Origin of the sequence: Paenirhizobium selenitireducens ATCC BAA-1503, assembly GCF_000518785.1 — a bacterium.
GTDB classification, from domain to species: Bacteria; Pseudomonadota; Alphaproteobacteria; order Rhizobiales; family Rhizobiaceae; genus Allorhizobium; species Allorhizobium selenitireducens.
The window spans coordinates 1-19,738 of the sequence record NZ_JAEG01000024.1 but is presented as its reverse complement, the minus strand read 5'-3'; the positions used below and the strand labels follow the sequence as shown (position 1 = coordinate 19,738).

Here is a 19,738-nt window from a genome sequence, read left to right as displayed (position 1 = left end):
ACGATGCCGGCGCCGACGGTGCGGCCGCCTTCGCGGATCGCGAAGCGCAGCTTTTCTTCCATCGCGATCGGCACGATCAGTTCGACTTCAACCGTGACGTTGTCGCCCGGCATGACCATTTCCGTGCCTTCCGGAAGCGAGACGATACCCGTCACGTCCGTCGTGCGGAAGTAGAACTGCGGACGGTAGTTGGTGAAGAACGGCGTATGACGGCCGCCTTCTTCCTTCGTCAGGATGTAGGCTTCTGCCATGAACTTCTTGTGCGGCTTGACCGAACCCGGCTTGCACAGGATCTGGCCACGCTCGACGCCGTCACGGGCAACGCCGCGGATCAGAGCGCCGATGTTGTCGCCGGCCTGGCCCTGGTCGAGCAGCTTGCGGAACATTTCAACGCCGGTCACCGTCGTCTTGGTGGTCGCACGAATGCCGACGATCTCGACTTCTTCGCCAACCTTGACGATACCGCGCTCGACGCGGCCGGTCACAACCGTACCACGGCCCGAGATCGAGAACACGTCTTCGATCGGCATCAGGAAGGGCTGGTCGATCGGGCGCTCAGGCGTCGGGATGTAGGCATCGACAGCCGCCATCAGTTCGCGGATCGCGTCTTCGCCGATCTTCTTGTCCGAATCTTCCAGAGCGGCCAGAGCCGAACCCTTGATGATCGGGATTTCGTCGCCCGGGAAATCGTAGGACGACAGGAGTTCGCGCACTTCAAGCTCGACGAGCTCGAGAAGCTCGGCGTCGTCGACCTGGTCGACCTTGTTGAGGAACACGACGATCGCCGGAACGCCGACCTGACGGGCGAGCAGGATGTGCTCGCGGGTCTGCGGCATCGGGCCGTCGGCAGCCGAGCAAACCAGGATCGCGCCGTCCATCTGGGCAGCACCGGTGATCATGTTCTTGACGTAGTCGGCGTGGCCGGGGCAGTCGACGTGGGCGTAGTGGCGGGCCGGCGTTTCATATTCGACGTGGGCCGTCGAGATGGTGATGCCGCGGGCCTTTTCTTCCGGCGCTGCGTCGATCTGGTCATAGGCCTTGTATTCGCCAAAATACTTGGTGATCGCAGCCGTCAGCGACGTCTTGCCATGGTCGACGTGGCCGATCGTACCGATGTTGACGTGCGGCTTATTGCGCTCAAACTTACTCTTTGCCATTTTCGGCTCTCCGTTCTTGATCCCGCTAAGGGGAAATTCCGTTTATTCTTTAAGGCTTGGAACGTATTCCGGTCACTTCTGACCGGAATACTTTGCCTGGATTTCGGCGGCGACGTTGTTCGGTACCGGCGAGTAGTGGTCGAACACCATCGAGTACTGAGCGCGGCCCTGCGACATGGAGCGCAGGTTGTCGACGTACTTGAACATGTTGGCCAGCGGCACGTGGGCGTTGATGACCACGGCGATGCCGCGGCTTTCCTGGCCCTGGATCTGGCCGCGACGCGAGTTCAGGTCGCCGATAACGTCACCGACGTAATCTTCCGGGGTGACGACTTCGACCTTCATCATCGGCTCGAGCAGCTGGGCACCAGCCTTCTTGGCTGCTTCACGGAAGCAGGCACGCGAGGCGATTTCGAAGGCGAGAACCGAGGAGTCGACGTCGTGGTAAGCGCCGTCGATCAGGGTTGCCTTGACGCCGAGCATCGGGAAGCCCGCGAGCGGACCCGAAGACAGAACGCTTTCGATACCCTTCTGAACGCCCGGGATGTATTCCTTCGGAACAGAACCGCCGACGATCTTGGATTCGAACTTGAAGTCGTCGCCTTCCGGGTTCGGTTCGAACACCAGCTTGACGCGCGCGAACTGACCGGTACCACCCGACTGCTTCTTGTGGGTGTAGTCTTCTTCGTGCAGACGCGTGATGGTTTCGCGGTAGGCAACCTGCGGAGCACCGACGTTGGCTTCAACCTTGAACTCGCGACGCATACGGTCGACGATGATGTCCAGGTGAAGTTCGCCCATGCCGGCAATGATGGTCTGGCCGGATTCCTGGTCGGTCTTGACGCGGAAGGACGGGTCTTCGGCAGCCAGGCGGTTGAGCGCGAGGCCCATCTTTTCCTGGTCGCCCTTGGACTTCGGCTCGATCGCGATCTGAATGACCGGCTCGGGGAATTCCATGCGCTCGAGGATAACCTGGTGCAGCGGATCGCAGAGCGTATCGCCCGTGGTCGATTCCTTGAGGCCAGCCAGAGCAACGATGTCGCCGGCAAAGGCTTCTTCGATGTCTTCACGCGAGTTCGAGTGCATCTGCAGCATGCGGCCGACGCGTTCGCGCTTTTCCTTGACCGTGTTCATGACCGACGAGCCCTTTTCGAGCTTGCCGGAATAGATACGGCAGAAGGTCAGCGAACCGACAAAGGGGTCGTTCATGATCTTGAAGGCGAGCATGGCGAGCGGCTCAGCATCGTCAGCGTGACGCTCGATCTCGGCTTCAGTCTTGGAATCGATGCCCTTGATCGCCGGGATGTCCAGCGGCGACGGCAGGTATTCGACAACGGCGTCGAGCAGCGGCTGAACGCCCTTGTTCTTGAAAGCGGTACCGCAGAACATCGGATGGAACTTGACGTCGATCGTGCCGCGGCGAACCAGGGCGCGGATCTTGTCATTGTCCGGCATGATGCCGTTCAGGTAGTCTTCCATCGCCTGCTCGTCGACTTCGACAACCGTCTCGATCATCTTTTCGCGATATTCGGCGGCCTTTTCCTTGAGATCGTCAGGGATCTCAACGACGTCCCAGGCAGCACCCAGCGATTCGTCGCGCCACACGAGCGCGTTCATCTCGATCAGGTCGACAACGCCCTTGAACTCGGTCTCAGCGCCGATCGGCAGCTGCATGACGACGGCGGTTGCGCCGAGACGGGTCTTGATCATCTCTACCGAGCGGTAGAAGTCAGCACCCGTCTTGTCCATCTTGTTGCAGAAGATCATCCGCGGGACGTTGTACTTTTCAGCCTGGCGCCAGACGGTTTCGGTCTGCGGCTCAACGCCGGCATTGGCGTCGAGGAGAGCGATCGCACCGTCGAGCACGCGCAGCGAGCGTTCGACTTCGATGGTGAAGTCGACGTGGCCGGGGGTGTCGATGATGTTGAAGCGACGCATCTTGCCGTCGCGACCCTTCCAGTAGGTCGTGGTCGCAGCGGACGTGATGGTGATGCCGCGTTCCTGCTCCTGCTCCATCCAGTCCATGGTGGCAGCGCCGTCGTGCACTTCGCCGATCTTGTGAGACTTACCGGTGTAATAAAGAATACGCTCGGTGGTCGTCGTCTTGCCGGCATCGATGTGCGCCATGATGCCGAAGTTGCGGTAGTCTTCGATTTTATATTCGCGAGCCATAACGGACTGCCTTTCAATATTCGATCGGTTCAGATTACCAGCGGTAATGCGAGAACGCGCGGTTCGCGTCGGCCATCTTGTGCGTGTCTTCACGCTTCTTGACAGCGCTGCCGCGGTTGTTTGCAGCGTCCATGAGCTCGCCGCAGAGACGGTCGACCATGGTGGTCTCGTTGCGCTTGCGAGCAGAGGCGATCAGCCAACGGATGGCGAGAGCCTGACGGCGCTCCGGACGAACGTCGACCGGGACCTGGTAGGTCGCACCGCCAACGCGGCGGGAGCGGACTTCGACATGCGGCGCGATGTTTTCAAGCGCCTGATGGAAGACCGTGATCGGCTCCTGCTTCAGCTTGCCTTCGACCGCGTCGAATGCACCGTAGACGATGCTTTCGGCGACCGACTTCTTGCCGTGAAGCATGATGGCGTTCATGAACTTGGTTACAACCAGATCGCCGAACTTCGGGTCCGGGTTGATCTCGCGCTTTTCTGCACTATGGCGACGGGACATACTTTGTCTCTCAACTAGTTAGGACGCTTTATCACGCGGAGAACCTCGCGCAGCGCCGGAAAAATGAAACCCGAAATTACTTCGGACGCTTCGCACCATACTTGGAGCGGCGCTGCTTGCGGTTCTTGACGCCCTGGGTGTCGAGAACGCCGCGGATGATGTGGTAACGAACGCCCGGCAAGTCCTTTACACGACCGCCACGGATCATGACGACGGAGTGTTCCTGCAGGTTGTGGCCTTCACCCGGGATGTAGCCGATGACTTCGAAGCCATTGGTCAGGCGGATCTTGGCAACCTTACGCAGAGCCGAGTTCGGCTTCTTCGGGGTCGTGGTGTAGACGCGGGTGCAAACGCCGCGCTTCTGCGGGTTTTCCTGCAGAGCAGGAACCTTATTGCGCTTTACCTGGGCCTGGCGCGGCTTGCGGATCAGCTGGTTTACGGTAGGCATATAACCATCCCTTGCAAATTCTTGTCTCTAAGGCCCTTTCGGACCCCGGTTTAACCGTTGCCGGCCGTGATCGCACGATTTCTTCATGCGCAAAATGTGGCCCGACCCGCTTTTAGCGGATGGACCACAAAAAGCAGAGGACGCACGTCTGAGTGCGTCTTGCGTGCAGCATTCGTGTCGTCAACGTGCGAAAAGAACCCTGTTTGAGGCGAACTCCAGAACGTGTCGTTCCGAAAAGCCTAGCCTCACATAGGCTCCGATGGGGGGCGTACTACTGTTTTCACCCGTAGACGTCAAGTCTCTATCGCAAATTATTGGCCCGCAGGCCCGCAACTGCGGGGGTTTGGCGGGTGTCGGGGCCCTTTCGGCCGCGGCACAAACAAATTGCTTTGGGATTTAGCGGCGGAAGTCTTAGATAACGATCGGGGCAGCCGTCAACTCCCCTCCCCGCCGCGCACGATTCGCCGCGCCAGGGAATCAACCAACGCCATCAGAAGAAGACCAGGTCATGATCTCCAACCCCGACAACGACAACACCCCAGACGAACCGATGGTCTTCATCATCATTGCCAAGGCCTACGAGGTCGAGGGTGACGAAGGCATCGACCTGCATGTGATGCTCGCCGCTCCGGATGACGACACGGCGGTCCGGCTGGCGCTCAACGCGCTTTCCGAAGAGGGTTTTCTCGAGGCCGACCTCGACCAGATCGGCATGATCACCGAGGTGCCGGACGAAGAGCCCCACGCCTCCGCCTATCAGGGTGCGCTCGAAGGCGAAGTGGCCATCATCCGCTTCAACTGACCCCATTGCCAGATGACAGACCAGGGCCGCCCGGATACCGGGCGGCCCTTTTGTTTGCGCGCTTGGGACACAGGCCTACTTGGCGATCACCTCGCCGCTCGGGCGCGGAGTCGCGTCGGTTTCGGCCGGCAGTACCGGATAGGTGACTTCCGGCATCTTACCGGTGAGCGAACCGAGGAAGGCGACGATCAGATCGACTTCGTCTTCCTTGAGTTCCTCACCCAGTTGCGCCGTGCCCATGACGCCCACGGCCTGCTTCAGGTCCCAGACCTTGCCGGAATGGAAGTACGGCGCCGTGAGCGCGACGTTGCGCAGCGGTGCGGCCCGGAAGACATAGGAGTCATCCGCCGTGTTGGTCACGGCGAAGCGGCCCTTGTCCTTTTCGGGCAGTACATCGGCGCCGGGCTTTTCAATCAGGCCGAAGGGGAAGTAGCCTTCGCCGCCGACATTGGTGCCCGCATGGCAGGTCGAGCAGCCCTTGTCGATGAAGAGGGCCAGACCCTTCTGCTGGTCGGCGGTCATGGCCGCATCATCGCCATTCAGGAAGGCGTCGAACGGCGCCGGCGTGATCAGCGTCGCTTCGAAGGCTTCGATTGCCTTGGCGAAGTTGTCGAAGGTGACCGGATCCGCCTCGCCCGGGAAGGCCGCGGTGAACCATTCGACATATTGCGGCATAGACTTCAGCGTCGCGACGACCTGGACCGGGGTGTTGGCCATTTCCACGCCGGCCTGGACGGGTCCCTTCGCCTGGGCCTTCAGGTCTTCGGCACGGCCATCCCAGAACTGCGCGACGTTGAACACGGCGTTGAGGGCAGTCGGCGCGTTGCGCGGCCCTTTCTGCCAGCCATGGCCGATCGAGGTTTCGAGATTGTCGTCGCCGCCTGTCGCCAGGTTGTGGCAGGAGTTGCACGAGAACACGCCCGATGCCGAGATGCGCGGGTCGAAGAACAATGCCTTGCCGAGCGAGATCTTGTCGGGGGTGATCGGATTGTTGGCGACTGCCGGGGTGGTCGATGGCAGTGCCTTGAAGATCTCCAGCGCGCTCGCCCGAAGATCGGCCGGCGCTGGATCAGCGGCAAAGGCCGACGTTGCCAGGACGATGAGTGCGACGGATGTCAGTAGGTTTTTCATTATAGCCTCCGTTCCTTGTGAACGGCGCTATTTTAGAATGATTCTAATCTATGGCCTTGTCCTGGATCAATGAATAGGTCCGCCATTTGCGGGGTGCAAACGAAAAAGGCGCCCGGAAGACCCGGGCGCCTGATGTTCATCAAATCCGGGATGCGACAAAATCGCATCCCCATATCCGGCCTTATTCGGCGGCCGGAACGCTTTCGACGGAAGCAAGATCCTGCAGCATCGGGGTGGCCAGATCGGCGCCCGTGCCCTTGCGACGTTCCTCGAGGATGAGTTCGTCGCGCGAGGATGCGATGCGGCGGATCTGCGTCATGGTGCCGCCGGTACCGGCCGGGATCAGGCGGCCGACGATGACGTTTTCCTTCAGACCCTGCAGCGTGTCGGTCTTGCCGGCGATCGCAGCTTCCGTAAGAACCTTGGTGGTTTCCTGGAAGGATGCGGCCGAGATGAACGACGGCGTCTGCAGCGATGCCTTGGTGATGCCGAGCAGAACCGGGTCGCCGTAAGCCAGCTTCTTGCCTTCTTCGGCCAGACGCTCGTTGAGGTCGTCCAGTTCGATCCGGTCGACATTGTCGCCGACGATGTACTGGCTGTCGCCCGCATCGGTGATCTCGACCTTCTGCAGCATCTGGCGAACGATCACCTCGATGTGCTTGTCGTTGATCACGACGCCCTGCAGACGGTAGACTTCCTGGATCTCGTTGACGAGGTAGGAAGCCAGAGCCTCCACGCCCTTGATCGCCAGGATGTCGTGCGGTGCCGGGTTACCGTCGAGGATGTAGTCACCCTTTTCGATGTAGTCGCCATCCTGAAGATGGAAGGGCTTGCCCTTCGGGATCAGGTACTCGACCGGCTCGACGCCGTCTTCCGCCGGCTCGATGATGACGCGCCGCTTGTTCTTGTAGTCGCGGCCCAGACGGATCGTACCATCGATCTCAGCGATGATGGCATGGTCCTTCGGACGACGGGCTTCGAACAGTTCGGCAACGCGCGGCAGACCACCGGTGATGTCCTTGGTCTTGGCGCTTTCGAGCGGCGAACGAGCCAGAACGTCACCCTGGGAGACCTTCGTGCCCGGTTCGACCGAGAGGATCGCGTCGACCGACAGGTGGAAGCGGGCTTCGCCACCACGCGACACCTTCAGAACGTTGCCGGAAGCGTCCTTGATGACGATTGCCGGCTTGAGATCCGAACCGCGCGGGGTCGAGCGCCAGTCGATAACCTGACGCTTGGTGATGCCGGTGGATTCGTCGGTCGCTTCGAGCACCGAGAGACCGTCGATCACGTCCTCGAAATGCACGATACCCTCGACTTCCGTCATCATCGGGCGGGTATAGGGGTCCCACTCCGCCAGACGCTGGCCGCGCTTGACCTTGTCGCCGTCGTCGACGAAGACCTTCGAACCGTAGGCCACGCGCTGCGAGGAGCGCTCAACGCCACGCTCGTCGAGAAGGGTGACGGCCATGCTGCGGCCCATGGCAATGAGATTGCCTTCGGAGTTGCGCAGCATGTTGCGGTTCTTGATCTGCACCGTACCTTCGTACGAGGCTTCCAGGAACGACTGGTCGACCACGGTCGCGGTACCGCCCAAGTGGAAGGTACGCATGGTGAGCTGGGTGCCCGGCTCGCCGATCGACTGTGCCGCGATGACGCCGACGGCTTCGCCCATGTTGACGGGCGTACCGCGGGCCAGATCTCGGCCGTAGCAGATCGAGCAGACGCCCGTCTGGACTTCGCAGGTCAGAGCGGAGCGAATGCGGATCGACTGGATGCCAGCCTTCTCGATTTCGATGACGTCCGGCTCGAGGATCATGCGACCGGCATCGACGATACGCTCGCCGGTGACCGGGTGATCGATGTTGTCGAGCGCGGTACGGCCCAGAACGCGGGCGCCGATCGAAGCCACGACCTGGCCGGCGTCGACGATCGCCGTCATGGTGAGGCCCTTGTCGGTGCCGCAATCCACGAGGTTGACGATGCAATCCTGCGCGACGTCGACGAGACGGCGGGTCAGGTAGCCCGAGTTCGCGGTCTTCAGAGCGGTGTCTGCAAGGCCCTTACGGGCACCGTGGGTCGAGTTGAAGTACTCGTTAACGGTCAGGCCTTCCTTGAAGTTCGAGATGATCGGCGTCTCGATGATTTCACCCGATGGCTTGGCCATGAGGCCGCGCATGCCGCCCAGCTGACGCATCTGGTTCGGAGAACCACGGGCGCCCGAGTGCGACATCATGTAGATGGCGTTCATCGGCTTCTGACGACCGGTCGCCGGATCGAACTCGACGGCCTTAATGCGGGCCATCATGTCCTCGGCGACCTTTTCGGTTGCCTTGCCCCAGGCGTCGACGACCTTGTTGTACTTCTCACCCTGGGTGATCAGACCGTCATTGTACTGCTGTTCGTATTCCTTGACCAAGGACTCGGTGTCACCGACGATCTTCGCCTTGGTTTCCGGAATGACCATGTCGTCCTTGCCGAACGAGATGCCGGCCTTGCAGGCATGGGCGAAGCCGAGCTGCATGATGCGGTCGCAGAAAATGACCGTGTCCTTCTGGCCGCAGTGACGGTAGACCGTGTCGATCATCTTGGAGATGTTCTTCTTGGTCATTTCCTGGTTGCAGGTGTCGAAGGGAACGTTGACGTTCTTCGGCAGAAGCTCGCCGATGATCAGGCGACCCGGCGTCGTGTCGTGGATCTTCGAGACCGGCTTGCCATCGGCGTCAACGGTCTTGAAGCGACCCTTGATCTTCGAGTGCAGGGTGACGACCTTGTTCTCCAGGGCGTGCTGAAGCTCGCCCATGTCGGAGAAGACCATGCCCTCGCCCGGCTCGTTCTGGTTCATGATCGACAGGTAGTACAGGCCGAGAACCATGTCCTGCGAAGGAACGATGATCGGCGCGCCGTTTGCCGGGTGCAGGATGTTGTTGGTCGACATCATCAGCACGCGGGCTTCAAGCTGGGCTTCAAGCGACAGCGGCACGTGAACGGCCATCTGGTCGCCGTCGAAGTCGGCGTTGAAGGCGGTGCAGACGAGCGGATGCAGCTGGATGGCCTTGCCTTCGACCAGGATCGGTTCGAAGGCCTGGATGCCCAGACGGTGCAGCGTCGGTGCGCGGTTCAGGAGAACCGGATGCTCGCGGATGACCTCGTCGAGGATGTCCCAGACTTCCGGCTTTTCCTTTTCGACCAGCTTCTTGGCCTGCTTGACGGTCGAGGAGTAACCCTTGGCGTCGAGACGGGCATAGATGAACGGCTTGAACAGCTCGAGCGCCATCTTCTTCGGCAGGCCGCACTGGTGCAGCTTGAGTTCCGGACCGGTCACGATGACCGAACGGCCGGAATAGTCGACGCGCTTGCCGAGAAGGTTCTGGCGGAAGCGGCCCTGCTTGCCCTTGAGCATGTCGGACAGCGACTTCAGCGGACGCTTGTTGGCGCCGGTGATGACGCGGCCACGGCGGCCGTTGTCGAACAGCGCGTCCACGGATTCCTGCAGCATGCGCTTTTCGTTGCGGATGATGATACCCGGCGCACGAAGCTCGATCAGGCGCTTCAGACGGTTGTTACGGTTGATGACGCGACGATAGAGATCGTTCAGGTCGGAGGTCGCGAAACGACCGCCGTCCAGCGGAACGAGCGGACGCAGGTCCGGCGGGATGACCGGAACGACCTTCATGATCATCCATTCCGGACGGTTGCCGGATTCCATGAAGTTTTCGACGATCTTCAGGCGCTTCATCAGCTTCTTCTGCTTGAGATCCGAGGTGGTCTCAGCCAGTTCGGCACGCAGGTCGCCGGCGATCTTCTCGAGGTTCATCGAGGCGAGCATCTCGTAGATCGCCTCGGCGCCGATCATCGCGGTGAACTGGTCTTCACCATATTCATCCACGGCCAGCATGTATTCTTCTTCCGACAGGAGCTGGTGCTCCTTGAGGGCGGTCAGGCCCGGCTCGGTGACGATGTAGTTCTCGAAGTAGAGTACGCGCTCGACATCCTTCAGCGTCATGTCGAGCAGGGTCGAGATGCGCGAGGGAAGCGACTTCAGGAACCAGATATGGGCAACCGGTGCTGCGAGCTCGATATGGCCCATGCGCTCGCGGCGAACGCGCGACAGCGTCACTTCGACGCCGCACTTTTCGCAGATGATGCCCTTGTACTTCATGCGCTTGTACTTGCCGCACAGGCATTCGTAGTCCTTGATCGGCCCGAAGATGCGCGCGCAGAAGAGACCGTCGCGTTCCGGCTTGAACGTGCGGTAGTTGATCGTTTCCGGCTTCTTGATCTCGCCGTACGACCACGAAAGAATCTTTTCCGGGCTGGCAATCGAAATCCGGATGGAATCGAAGTGCTGCGCCGGTACCGACGGGTTGAAAAGGTTCATGACCTCTTGGTTCATGCCTGTCTCCTTCATGGGGCAAAAGAGCCCTCAATTGGGTCACGGTGCCGGCAAATTCCCGGGATGCCGCACCGAACCCTTAAATGACAATAACCGCAAAATGCGGCGAAACTTCCCTGCCCGGCCGAACCTGGCCAAGGAGGGAATGGCGTGCGAGGAAAACCCCGCACGCCCTTGTCAACCTGTTACTCTGCCGCGTCGGGCAGCTGGCCTGCCGCCGTCTCGTCGATCTTCGAGTTCTCGAGCTCGACGCTGAGACCCAGCGACCGCATTTCCTTGACGAGAACGTTGAAGCTCTCCGGAATGCCGGCCTCGAAGGTGTCGTCGCCGCGGACGATCGCTTCGTAGACCTTGGTACGGCCAGCCACGTCGTCCGACTTCACCGTCAGCATTTCCTGCAGGGTGTAGGCGGCGCCGTAGGCTTCGAGCGCCCAGACTTCCATTTCCCCGAAGCGCTGACCGCCGAACTGCGCCTTGCCGCCCAGCGGCTGCTGGGTGACCAGCGAGTAAGGACCGATCGAACGGGCGTGGATCTTGTCATCGACCAAGTGGTTGAGCTTGATCATGTACATGTAGCCCACGGTCACCTTGCGGTCGAACTGCTCGCCGGTACGGCCATCGTAGAGAACCGACTGGCCCGACGGATCGAGACCGGCACGGGTCAGCATGGCAGCGACGTCAGGTTCATGCGCACCGTCGAAGACCGGCGTGGCGATCGAAACGCCGCGCTTGGCTTCCTCAGCCAGACGGACGAGCGACTCGTCGTCGAACCGCTTCACCTCGTCATGCGATTCACTCGCATAGATGTCGGTGAGCTCGGTGCGAAGCTCGGTGATGTCGAGCGACTTGTGGTAGGCCTCGAGCATGTCGCCGATCTTCTTGCCCATGCCGGCGCAAGCCCAGGCCAGATGGGTTTCGAGAATCTGACCGACGTTCATGCGCGACGGCACGCCGAGCGGGTTCAGGCAGATATCGACGTGCGTTCCGTCTTCCAGGAACGGCATGTCTTCGACCGGCACGATGCGCGACACGACACCCTTGTTGCCGTGACGGCCGGCCATCTTGTCGCCCGGCTGGATCTTGCGCTTCACAGCGACAAAGACCTTGACCATCTTCATGACGCCCGGAGGCATTTCGTCGCCGCGCTGGACCTTTTCGACCTTGTCCATGAAGCGATGCTCGAGCAGCGACTTCGACTCGTCGTACTGGCCACGCAGGGCTTCGATCTCGCCCTGGACCTTCTCGTCCTCGACGGCGAACATCCACCACTGCGAACGCGGGTACTCGGAGACGACCGTGTTGGCGAGCTCGACGCCCTTCTTGAAGCCCTTCGGACCGGCGACCGCCATCTGGCCACGCAGCATGTCGAGCAGGCGGCCGTAGACGTTACGGTCGAGGATCGCCTGTTCGTCGTCGCGGTCCTTGGCCAGGCGCTCGATTTCCTCGCGCTCGATGGCCATCGCACGTTCGTCCTTTTCGACGCCGTGACGGTTGAAGACGCGGACTTCGACGATCGTGCCGAAGGTGCCCGGGGGCATGCGCATCGAGGTGTCGCGAACGTCGGAGGCCTTTTCGCCGAAGATGGCGCGCAGAAGCTTTTCTTCCGGCGTCATCGGGCTTTCGCCCTTCGGCGTGATCTTGCCGACCAGGATGTCGCCCGGCTGAACTTCAGCCCCGATGTAGACGATACCGGCTTCGTCGAGGTTCTTCAGCGCTTCTTCCGAAACGTTCGGGATGTCGCGCGTGATTTCTTCCGGACCAAGCTTGGTGTCGCGGGCCATCACTTCGAATTCTTCGATGTGGATGGAGGTGAACACGTCGTCAGCGACGATGCGTTCCGACATCAGGATGGAGTCTTCGTAGTTGTAGCCATTCCACGGCATGAACGCGACGAGCGCGTTGCGGCCGAGGGCCAGGTCGCCGAGGTCGGTCGACGGACCGTCCGCGATGATGTCGCCCTTGTTGAGAATGTCACCGACAGTGACCAGCGGACGCTGGTTGACGCAGGTGTTCTGGTTGGAACGCTGGAACTTCTGCAGGCGGTAGATGTCGACGCCAGACTTGCCGGCTTCGAGATCTTCCGTTGCGCGGATAACGATACGGGTCGCGTCGACCTGGTCGACCACGCCGCTACGACGAGCAGCAATGGCGGCGCCGGAGTCACGCGCAACGATCGGTTCCATGCCGGTGCCGACGAACGGCGCTTCGGCGCGTACCAGCGGCACGGCCTGACGCTGCATGTTCGAGCCCATGAGAGCGCGGTTGGCGTCGTCGTTTTCCAGGAACGGGATCAGCGCTGCCGCGACCGACACGAGCTGCTTCGGCGAAACGTCCATCAGGTTGATGGTGTCGCGCGGCGACAGCATGACTTCGCCGGCATGACGGCAAACGACGAACTCCTCGACGAACTGGCCGTCGGGGGTGAGTTCGGAATTGGCCTGCGCGACGTAGTACTTCGCTTCTTCCATTGCCGACAGGTAGACAACGTCCTTCGTCACCTTGCCGTCAATGATCTTGCGGTACGGGCTTTCGATGAAGCCGTACTTGTTGACGCGGGCAAAGGTGGCGAGCGAGTTGATCAGACCGATGTTCGGGCCTTCCGGCGTTTCGATCGGGCAAATACGGCCGTAGTGGGTCGGGTGAACGTCGCGGACTTCGAAGCCGGCGCGCTCACGGGTCAGACCACCCGGTCCAAGAGCCGAAAGGCGGCGCTTGTGGGTGATTTCCGAGAGCGGGTTCACCTGGTCCATGAACTGCGACAGCTGCGAGGAGCCGAAGAATTCGCGAACGGCGGCAGCTGCCGGCTTGGCGTTGATCAGGTCCTGCGGCATGACGGTGTCGATCTCGATCGACGACATGCGTTCCTTGATCGCGCGCTCCATGCGCAGCAGGCCGAGGCGGTACTGATTTTCCATCAGTTCGCCGACCGAACGCACACGACGGTTGCCGAGGTTGTCGATGTCGTCGATTTCGCCCTTGCCGTCACGCAGCTCGACCAGCATCTTGACCACGGCCAGGATGTCGTCCTTGCGCAGGACGCGAACGGTGTCCTCGACGGTGAGGTCGAGGCGCATGTTCATCTTGACGCGGCCGACGGCCGACAGGTCGTAGCGCTCGCTGTCGAAGAACAGCGAGTTGAACATGGCTTCGGCCGATTCCATGGTCGGCGGTTCACCCGGACGCATGACGCGGTAGATGTCGAACAGCGCGTCCTGACGGTTTTCGTTCTTGTCAGCTGCCAGCGTATTGCGGATGTAGGCGCCGATATTGATGTGGTCGATACCGAGGACCGGAATCTCGCCGAAGCCAGATTCGAGGATCATCGGAAGGGTCTTCTCGTCGATCTCGTCGCCGGCTTCGAGATAGATCTCGCCGGTCGCCATGTTGACCATGTCTTCGGCGAGATAGTTGCCGTAGAGGTCTTCGTCGGTCGCCTTGAGCGCCTTGAGGCCCTTGTCCTGCAGCTGACGCAGCAGGCGCGGGGTGAGCTTCTTGCCGCCCTCGACCACGACTTCGCCGGTGTCGGCGTCGATCATGTCGGAGATGGTCTTCGCACCCTTCAGCGTTTCGGGCGTGAAGGGAATGCGCCAGCCCTTGTCGTCACGGAGATAGGTCGACTTGGTGTAGAAGGTCGAGAGGATTTCCTCGCCGTCCATGCCGAGCGCCATCAGCAACGACGTCACCGGAATCTTGCGGCGACGGTCGATACGGGCGTGCACGATGTCCTTGGCGTCGAACTCGATGTCGAGCCAGGAACCGCGATACGGGATGACGCGGGCAGCAAACAAAAGCTTGCCCGAGGAATGGCTCTTGCCCTTGTCATGGTCGAAGAAGACGCCCGGCGAGCGGTGCATCTGGGACACGATGACGCGCTCGGTACCGTTGACGATGAAGGTACCGTTGTTGGTCATGAGCGGCATGTCGCCCATGTAGACCGACTGCTCCTTGATGTCCTTGATCGAACGAGCGCCCGTATCCTCGTCAATATCGAATACGATGAGGCGCAGCGTCACCTTGAGCGGCGCTGCATAGGTCAGATCGCGCTGACGGCATTCGTCGACGTCGAACTTCGGCGGCTCGAATTCGTAGGACACGAATTCCAGCATCGATGCACCGGAGAAATCGGTGATCGGGAAGACGGACTTGAAAACGGCATTCAGGCCCTCATCGGGACGGCCGCCAACCGGCTCGTCAACCATGAGGAACTGGTCGTAGGATGCCTTCTGAACCTCGATGAGGTTCGGCATTTCCGCGACTTCAGGGATTTTTCCGAAAAACTTGCGTACGCGCCTGCGACCATTAAAGGAAAGGGTCTGAGCCATCGTCGCTCCTTGTCAATTTGCATCCGGGCCTGCAACAGACGGAGACCGCTGGCCAGTCGACTCCGTCAATAAATGGATCGCTCAATCTCGTCCTGGGTCCGAAGCGGCCGGCCGGATTGCCGGGTGCCTCGGTTCAGGACCATCCTCTTGAGAACCCATTACCCAAAAGCCGTTTGACGGGCTTTTGGGTAATTTGTTCCAGAAGAAAAGACGAATGGGAGACGGCGGACGCCGTCTCCCAAACGCTATTCCAGTATTACTTGACGTCGACCTTGGCGCCGGCGTCTTCAAGCTTCTTCTTGAGGTCAGCGGCTTCAGCCTTGGAAACAGCTTCCTTGACAGCCTTCGGAGCGCCTTCGACGAGGTCCTTGGCTTCCTTGAGGCCGAGGCCGGTGATGGCGCGGACTTCCTTGATGACGTTGATCTTGTTGGCGCCAGCCTCAACGAGGATGACGTCGAACTCGGTCTTTTCTTCTTCAACCACGGCAGCAGCGCCACCGCCAGCAGCAGCAGCAACGGCTACCGGAGCTGCAGCGGAAACGCCCCACTTTTCTTCGAGCATCTTGGAAAGCTCAGCAGCTTCCAGAACGGTCAGCGAGGAGAGGTCTTCAACGATCTTTGCGAGATCAGCCATTTTACTAGTTCCTTAATAGATGTTCGGTTCGAAACGAACGGGTTTAGGGTATGAACAGCGAAAAACCGCCTTACGCGGCTTCGTCCTTCTTGGCATAGGCCGCAAATACGCGAGCAAGCTGACTTGCAGGCGCTGCGACAACCGTAGCGATACGAGTAGCCGGGGCATTGAGAAGGCCCAGCAGCTTCGCGCGCAGCTCGTCCAGCGAAGGCAGGGTCGCAAGCGACTTGACTGCTTCGGCGTTGAGCTTGGTTGCCCCCATGGCACCACCGAGAACAACGAGCTTGTCGTTGGTCTTGGCGAAATCCATGACGACCTTCGGAGCCACAATCGGGTCTTCGCTGAATGCGATCAGCGTCTGACCCTTGAAGAGATCCGACATCTCTTCCGACTCCGTGCCCTGAAGAGCGATCTTGGCCAGGCGGTTCTTCGCGACTTTGACGGTACCGCCAGCTGCGCGCATCTTCGAACGGAAGTCGTTCATTTGCGCAACCGTGACACCAGCATAGTGGGCCACGACAACCGAACCGGAAGTCTTGAAGACTTCGTTCAGCTCCGTGACGAATTCGCGTTTTTCCGCTCTTTCCACTGTCTGTCTCCAGTTGATGGGACCGCAATCCTGCAGGCCCCACCGGGTTTGCCTTTTGCCTCAAGGGATCCAGTTTACCGAGATCCCAAGCGACGCTTGAGGATCCTGTCCCCTCGCACCGAAGCAATATTGCTTCCGCGCCAAGGCGAATAAGGCTCGAACCGAACTTCAAGACGTCTTCAGACGTTTAAAATCGGGTCTTACCCCGTCTCATGCAGGCTATGGATTAAGGTCTTTCGACCGCCTGCAATCTCGGACAGGAATTCCGGGTTTCCCCGGAAATCTCCGGCCCCGAAGGGCCGGAAATTCAGTCTCGTCCGGGGCCGTGGCTCCGGACAAATATGTTAGGCCGAAACGGTCGCCGGATCGATCTTGACGCCCGGGCCCATGGTCGAGGAGATGGCTACGCGCTTGACGTAGTTGCCCTTTGCACCAGCCGGCTTCGCCTTGATGACGGCGTCGGCAAAAGCCTTGATGTTTTCTTCGAGAGCCTTGGCGTCGAACGAGGCCTTGCCGATACCGGCATGGATGATACCAGCCTTCTCGACGCGGAACTCGACTGCACCACCCTTGGAAGCCTTGACGGCGCCAGCGACGTCCATGGTGACGGTGCCAACCTTCGGGTTCGGCATCATGCCGCGCGGGCCGAGTACCTTACCGAGACGACCGACGAGCGGCATCATGTCCGGGGTTGCGATGCAACGATCGAAGTCGATCTTGCCGCCCTGGACGATTTCGACCAGGTCTTCCGCACCGACGATGTCTGCACCGGCAGCCTTGGCTTCGTCAGCCTTGGCGCCACGAGCGAAGACGGCGACGCGAACGTCACGGCCCGTGCCGTTCGGCAGGTTGACGACGCCACGGACCATCTGGTCGGCGTGACGCGGGTCAACGCCGAGGTTCATGGCGATTTCAACGGTTTCGTCGAACTTGGCGACAGCCCGTTCCTTGACCATTGCGATGGCGTCCGACAGAGCGATGAGCTTCGTCGGGTCAACGCCTTCGCGGATCTTCTGCATGCGCTTTGCGAGCTTAGCCATGATCAACCTACCACTTCCAGGCCCATGGAGCGGGCAGAGCCCTCAACCATTGCCATTGCGCCTTCGACGTCAGCCGCGTTCAGATCCTTCATCTTGCCCTCGGCGATCGTACGGACCTGAGCCTTGGTGATGGTGCCGACCTTGGCGCCCTTGCCGGGCGTCTTGGAACCGGACGTGATCTTCGCTTCCTTCTTCAGCCAGTAGGTAACCGGCGGCTGCTTCATAGCGAAGGTGAAGGACTTGTCCTGGTAATAGGTGATGACGACCGGAATCGGCATGCCCTTTTCCATTTCCTGCGTGGCGGCATTGAACGCCTTGCAGAATTCCATGATGTTAATGCCACGCTGACCAAGTGCGGGGCCGATCGGCGGGGACGGGTTCGCCGATCCTGCCTTGACCTGCAACTTGAGCTGGCCTGCAACTTTCTTAGCCATATCTCTCTGCCTTTCGATGAGGACCGGTTGCCCGGCCCAGATGTGCCGGATCAACCCGGCGGCTGCGGTTGCGTGGTACGTTTGAAAGGTCCGGCTTCAGACCCTCACCCTCCCACGCGCTTGCGAGGTCAAAAGACCCCGTTCCGATCAGACCTTTTCGACCTGACCGTATTCCAGTTCGACCGGGGTCGCGCGACCGAAGATCGAAACTTCGACCTTGAGGCGCGAACGCTCCTCGTCGACGTCCTGAACGACACCGTTGAACGAAGCGAACGGGCCGTCGGAAACGCGGACCTGCTCGCCGATCTCGAAGGAGACGGAGGACTTCGGACGCTCTACACCTTCCTGGACCTGGCCCAGGATGCGATCAGCCTCAAAATCCGGAATCGGAACCGGCTTGTTGTCGGAACCGAGGAAACCGGTGACCTTCGGGGTATTCTTGATGAGGTGATAGGCCTCGTCAGTCAGGTCCGCCCGCACCAGCACATAGCCGGGGAAGAACTTGCGCTCGCTGTCGACCTTGCGGCCACGGCGAACTTCGACAACCTTTTCCGTCGGGACGAGGATCTTCTCGAACAGGTGAGTCAGACCCTTCTGACGTGCCTTGTTCTCGATGTCTTCCGCGACCTTCTTTTCAAAATTTGAATAAGCGTGGACGATATACCAACGTGCAGCCATGTTCGTCTCCGCCTGTTAATTGCCGAGATTCAGCACGAGGCTGATCAGCCAGCCGATCAACTGATCGGCCGAAAAGAAAAACAGCGCAGCAAAGACCACCATGAACAGCACCATCGCCGTCGAGATCATCGTCTCGCGGCGCGATGGCCATGTGACCTTGGACGTCTCGGAGCGAACCTGCTGCAGAAACGCGAATGGATTACTCTTGGATGCCATTTAATGCCCACGCATTTACGGCGCGTAAAGCCGACTGAGTCAGCCCCACGCACCGCGTGTCTGTTTGAACCCTACATAAAGACCGATTCTTCTTTATACAAGAGAGAATCCATCCGCCCGCAACTTTAAACTTCAATAACCCGACACGCTGTCAAACGACCGTCGCAACTCTATGCGCCGAAATGTCGGACTGGCAGGGGCAGCAGGGCTCGAACCTACGACCTGCGGTTTTGGAGACCGCCGCTCTACCAACTGAGCTATACCCCTAAGCCGTCTCTCGACAAGCCCTGGTCACCGACCGTCGCTTGCGAGCTTGGCGCTGTTTAAGGTGGTCTGAAGAAAATGGCAAGCCTCTTTTTCAAGCTTTTTCAAAGAGCCCACAGCCACTCTCGCCGCCAAGCCAACCACTGCGAAAGCAACGGGTTCAGGCTGACAACAGGGTGCGGAGATCAAGCGCCAGAGAACTCGGCAGCAGCAAATCGAACGCGAGAGGCCCCTCCCCGCCCGGCGATTCGCCACCGACTTCTGGTCGAGCGCCCGCAGAACAAAAAAAAAGCCCCGCCGTCACCGGCGGGGCTTCCTCACTCCCTTGCGGGAAAGACTTACTCGATGATCGAGGCGACGATGCCGGCGCCGACGGTGCGGCCGCCTTCGCGGATCGCGAAGCGCAGCTTTTCTTCCATCGCGATCGGCACGATCAGTTCGACTTCAACCGTGACGTTGTCGCCCGGCATGACCATTTCCGTGCCTTCCGGAAGCGAGACGATACCCGTCACGTCCGTCGTGCGGAAGTAGAACTGCGGACGGTAGTTGGTGAAGAACGGCGTATGACGGCCGCCTTCTTCCTTCGTCAGGATGTAGGCTTCTGCCATGAACTTCTTGTGCGGCTTGACCGAACCCGGCTTGCACAGGATCTGGCCACGCTCGACGCCGTCACGGGCAACGCCGCGGATCAGAGCGCCGATGTTGTCGCCGGCCTGGCCCTGGTCGAGCAGCTTGCGGAACATTTCAACGCCGGTCACCGTCGTCTTGGTGGTCGCACGAATGCCGACGATTTCGACTTCTTCGCCAACCTTGACGATGCCGCGCTCGACGCGGCCGGTGACAACCGTACCACGGCCCGAGATCGAGAACACGTCTTCGATCGGCATCAGGAAGGGCTGGTCGATCGGGCGCTCAGGCGTCGGGATGTAGGCATCGACAGCCGCCATCAG

General features: G+C 60.3%; 15 protein-coding genes and 1 tRNA gene. 1 reads left to right on the top strand and 15 read right to left on the bottom strand.

Features of this window, described 5'->3' with window-relative positions; all coding sequences use genetic code 11:
* The 4 genes from tuf to rpsL all read right to left on the bottom strand — a co-directional run.
* On the bottom strand, positions 1-1,157 hold a 1,157-nt coding region (gene tuf / locus L867_RS0120750), incomplete at its 3' end, for an elongation factor Tu (RefSeq protein WP_028738621.1).
* Between the two features lie 72 nt (positions 1,158-1,229).
* Positions 1,230-3,329, bottom strand: a complete 2,100-nt coding sequence (gene fusA, locus L867_RS0120745) for an elongation factor G (protein ID WP_028738620.1) — start codon at positions 3,327-3,329, stop codon at positions 1,230-1,232.
* A gap of 34 nt (positions 3,330-3,363) precedes the next feature.
* The gene (gene rpsG, locus L867_RS0120740) at positions 3,364-3,834 is read right to left on the bottom strand and encodes a 30S ribosomal protein S7 (protein WP_028738619.1); all 471 of its coding nucleotides are present in this window, start codon (positions 3,832-3,834) and stop codon (positions 3,364-3,366) included.
* Positions 3,835-3,910: 76 nt separating this feature from the next.
* Positions 3,911-4,282, bottom strand: coding sequence for a 30S ribosomal protein S12 (gene rpsL / locus L867_RS0120735; protein ID WP_003507760.1), 372 nt, complete (start codon positions 4,280-4,282; stop codon positions 3,911-3,913).
* Between the two features lie 508 nt (positions 4,283-4,790).
* Between rpsL and L867_RS0120730 the strand changes: the two genes are divergently transcribed.
* Positions 4,791-5,084 carry a hypothetical protein gene (locus tag L867_RS0120730; protein ID WP_028738618.1) on the top strand — a complete coding sequence of 98 codons (294 nt, stop codon included), beginning with the start codon at positions 4,791-4,793 and terminating at the stop codon, positions 5,082-5,084.
* A gap of 75 nt (positions 5,085-5,159) precedes the next feature.
* Here the strand turns inward: L867_RS0120730 and L867_RS0120725 are convergent, their stop codons facing one another.
* From L867_RS0120725 to L867_RS0120675, 11 genes are all read right to left on the bottom strand, one after another.
* On the bottom strand, positions 5,160-6,215 hold the full coding sequence (locus L867_RS0120725; protein ID WP_051439145.1) for a cytochrome-c peroxidase: 1,056 nt from the start codon (positions 6,213-6,215) through the stop codon (positions 5,160-5,162).
* Positions 6,216-6,396: 181 nt separating this feature from the next.
* Complete coding sequence (gene rpoC / locus L867_RS0120720) at positions 6,397-10,611, bottom strand: DNA-directed RNA polymerase subunit beta' (RefSeq protein ID WP_028738616.1); 4,215 nt, start codon at positions 10,609-10,611, stop codon at positions 6,397-6,399.
* A 185-nt stretch (positions 10,612-10,796) separates the two neighbouring features.
* Entirely contained in the window at positions 10,797-14,933 is a 4,137-nt protein-coding gene (gene rpoB, locus L867_RS0120715) for a DNA-directed RNA polymerase subunit beta (protein ID WP_028738615.1), read from the bottom strand.
* A gap of 256 nt (positions 14,934-15,189) precedes the next feature.
* On the bottom strand, positions 15,190-15,567 hold the full coding sequence (rplL, locus tag L867_RS0120710; RefSeq protein ID WP_028738614.1) for a 50S ribosomal protein L7/L12: 378 nt from the start codon (positions 15,565-15,567) through the stop codon (positions 15,190-15,192).
* A 70-nt stretch (positions 15,568-15,637) separates the two neighbouring features.
* Positions 15,638-16,156, bottom strand: coding sequence for a 50S ribosomal protein L10 (gene rplJ / locus L867_RS0120705; RefSeq protein ID WP_028738613.1), 519 nt, complete (start codon positions 16,154-16,156; stop codon positions 15,638-15,640).
* Between the two features lie 344 nt (positions 16,157-16,500).
* On the bottom strand, positions 16,501-17,196 hold the full coding sequence (gene rplA, locus L867_RS0120700) for a 50S ribosomal protein L1 (RefSeq protein WP_028738612.1): 696 nt from the start codon (positions 17,194-17,196) through the stop codon (positions 16,501-16,503).
* A gap of 2 nt (positions 17,197-17,198) precedes the next feature.
* Complete coding sequence (gene rplK, locus L867_RS0120695) at positions 17,199-17,630, bottom strand: 50S ribosomal protein L11 (protein WP_028738611.1); 432 nt, start codon at positions 17,628-17,630, stop codon at positions 17,199-17,201.
* Between the two features lie 147 nt (positions 17,631-17,777).
* Positions 17,778-18,308, bottom strand: coding sequence for a transcription termination/antitermination protein NusG (gene nusG, locus L867_RS0120690; protein WP_028738610.1), 531 nt, complete (start codon positions 18,306-18,308; stop codon positions 17,778-17,780).
* A gap of 15 nt (positions 18,309-18,323) precedes the next feature.
* Complete coding sequence (gene secE, locus L867_RS0120685; protein ID WP_028738609.1) at positions 18,324-18,524, bottom strand: preprotein translocase subunit SecE; 201 nt, start codon at positions 18,522-18,524, stop codon at positions 18,324-18,326.
* 191 nt (positions 18,525-18,715) lie between these two features.
* Positions 18,716-18,791 (bottom strand) — tRNA-Trp (locus L867_RS0120680).
* A 335-nt stretch (positions 18,792-19,126) separates the two neighbouring features.
* On the bottom strand, positions 19,127-19,738 hold a 612-nt coding region (locus L867_RS0120675), incomplete at its 5' end, for an EF-Tu C-terminal domain-related protein (protein WP_028738608.1).

Excerpts from the sequence above, each read along its gene's own strand:
- L867_RS0120725 (WP_051439145.1), bottom strand. The coding sequence starts at position 6,215 with ATGAAAAACCTACTGACATCCGTCGCACTCATCGTCCTGGCAACGTCG.
- rpsL (WP_003507760.1), bottom strand. The coding sequence starts at position 4,282 with ATGCCTACCGTAAACCAGCTGATCCGCAAGCCGCGCCAGGCCCAGGTA.
- rpoC (WP_028738616.1), bottom strand. The coding sequence starts at position 10,611 with ATGAACCAAGAGGTCATGAACCTTTTCAACCCGTCGGTACCGGCGCAG.
- rplA (WP_028738612.1), bottom strand. The coding sequence starts at position 17,196 with ATGGCTAAGCTCGCAAAGCGCATGCAGAAGATCCGCGAAGGCGTTGAC.
- secE (WP_028738609.1), bottom strand. The coding sequence starts at position 18,524 with ATGGCATCCAAGAGTAATCCATTCGCGTTTCTGCAGCAGGTTCGCTCC.
- rplL (WP_028738614.1), bottom strand. The coding sequence starts at position 15,567 with ATGGCTGATCTCGCAAAGATCGTTGAAGACCTCTCCTCGCTGACCGTT.
- rplK (WP_028738611.1), bottom strand. The coding sequence starts at position 17,630 with ATGGCTAAGAAAGTTGCAGGCCAGCTCAAGTTGCAGGTCAAGGCAGGA.
- rpoB (WP_028738615.1), bottom strand. The coding sequence starts at position 14,933 with ATGGCTCAGACCCTTTCCTTTAATGGTCGCAGGCGCGTACGCAAGTTT.
- L867_RS0120730 (WP_028738618.1), top strand. The coding sequence starts at position 4,791 with ATGATCTCCAACCCCGACAACGACAACACCCCAGACGAACCGATGGTC.
- fusA (WP_028738620.1), bottom strand. The coding sequence starts at position 3,329 with ATGGCTCGCGAATATAAAATCGAAGACTACCGCAACTTCGGCATCATG.
- nusG (WP_028738610.1), bottom strand. The coding sequence starts at position 18,308 with ATGGCTGCACGTTGGTATATCGTCCACGCTTATTCAAATTTTGAAAAG.
- rpsG (WP_028738619.1), bottom strand. The coding sequence starts at position 3,834 with ATGTCCCGTCGCCATAGTGCAGAAAAGCGCGAGATCAACCCGGACCCG.